Source organism: Bacillus sp. LR--39, from assembly GCF_053613335.1.
In genome coordinates, this window is sequence record NZ_JBSIOT010000080.1 from 1 (window position 1) to 1,795 (window position 1,795).

The window sequence follows — 1,795 nt, forward strand, 5'->3', positions numbered from 1 at the left end:
TCGCCATAGCGAGCGCTGACTTCGTCAAAACGCATTTCATACACTAACTTCTTGAATTGAAGGACATCATCGCTGAATAATGTAACGCCCCACTCGTAATCGTCAAAGCCGACAGAGCCGGTGATGATCTGTTTGACTTTGCCCGCATAGCTGCGGCCGATTAAACCGTGGCTTCTCATCAAGTTTCTGCGTTCTTCCATTGAAAGCATATACCAGTTGTCATTGCCGGATCTTCTTTTATCCATTGGATAGAAGCATACATATTTTGATTCCGGCAGTTCAGGGTAAAGGCGAGCGCGCACATGCGGATTTTCATAAGGATCGCCGTCACCGCTTGCCAAGTAGTTGCTCAGCTCTACCACTGATACGTAGGAGTATGCCGGAATGGTGAACTCAGCAAGTCTTGATTTGTTGAATTCAAGCTCGATTTGATTTAATTCTTCCATTGTAGGACGAAGGATCATCAGCATAAAATCAGCTTTTTGGCCGACGATGCTGTAAAGAGTTTGCGATCCTTTTCCTTCTTTTTGGGCTGCGCCCCATTTTTCAAGCAACCCGGTGAATTCATGTATGATAGATTGGCGCTCATCACTGGAGAGAAGCTTCCAGGAAGTCCAATCCATTGTGCGGAAATCATGAAGCGCATACCAGCCGTCAAGCGTTTTTGCCGCTTCATTCGTCATTTGCTGTTCACTCATTTATCTTCACTCCCATTATCTTTTCATGATTGCCTTCACTTTCACTATACCATAGTTTATCCGATTCTACTGTGGAGAAACCTTGAACATCCCTTCCGTATAACTCCATCAAAATAGAAGAACCTATAAGGGAAGATTGAGTCACTTAAATTAGTTAGAAAAATAAGATTTTTTTATGAAAGCGCTATAATGAAAGTTGGCTGTTTGAATTTGATTGGAAGAAGAGTATGCTAGTAAAAGAAAGCGTTTTTGTAACTTTTTGAGGAGGTTTTATTGTGGCAGATTTATTTTCAACAGTGCAAGAAAAAGTAGCTGGAAAAGACGTTAAAATTGTATTTCCTGAAGGCTTAGACGAGCGTATTTTAGAAGCGGTCAGCAAGCTTGCGGGAAACAAAGTGCTGAATCCGATTGTGATCGGCAATGAAAATGAGATCCAAGCAAAAGCAAAAGAATTGAACCTTACGCTGGACGGCGTTAAGATTTATGATCCTCATACATATGAAGACATGGAAGACCTTGTACAAGCATTCGTAGAACGCCGCAAAGGCAAAGCGACAGAAGAACAGGCTCGCAAAGCGTTATTAGACGAGAACTACTTCGGTACAATGCTGGTGTATAAAGGCCTTGCAGACGGACTCGTAAGCGGAGCTGCTCACTCGACAGCTGACACTGTCCGCCCGGCTCTTCAAATCATCAAAACAAAAGAAGGCGTGAAAAAGACTTCAGGCGTGTTCATCATGGCTCGCGGAGAAGAGCAATACGTATTCGCAGATTGCGCGATCAACATTGCGCCTGACAGCCAAGATCTTGCCGAGATTGCGATCGAAAGTGCCAATACGGCAAAAATGTTTGACATTGAGCCTCGCGTGGCAATGCTCAGCTTCTCTACAAAAGGCTCAGCAAAATCTGATGAAACAGAAAAAGTAGCGGATGCAGTGAAAATCGCGAAAGAAAAAGCGCCTGAACTGACACTTGACGGCGAATTCCAATTTGATGCTGCATTTGTTCCATCTGTAGCTGAGAAAAAAGCGCCGGATTCCGAGATCAAAGGGGACGCTAACGTATTCGTATTCCCAAGCCTTGAAGCAGGAAACATC

The 1,795-nt window shown here is 43.8% G+C and carries 2 protein-coding genes; one reads left to right on the plus strand and one right to left on the minus strand.

Going from position 1 to position 1,795, the window contains the following annotated elements; all coding sequences use genetic code 11:
* Positions 1-698: hydrogen peroxide-dependent heme synthase (hemQ, locus tag ACWHAR_RS20455; protein ID WP_452087656.1), on the minus strand; the 698-nt coding region annotated here is incomplete at its 3' end.
* Positions 699-973: 275 nt separating this feature from the next.
* Between hemQ and pta the strand changes: the two genes are divergently transcribed.
* A partial coding sequence (pta, locus tag ACWHAR_RS20460) for a phosphate acetyltransferase (protein ID WP_452087657.1) occupies positions 974-1,795 on the plus strand: 822 nt, incomplete at its 3' end.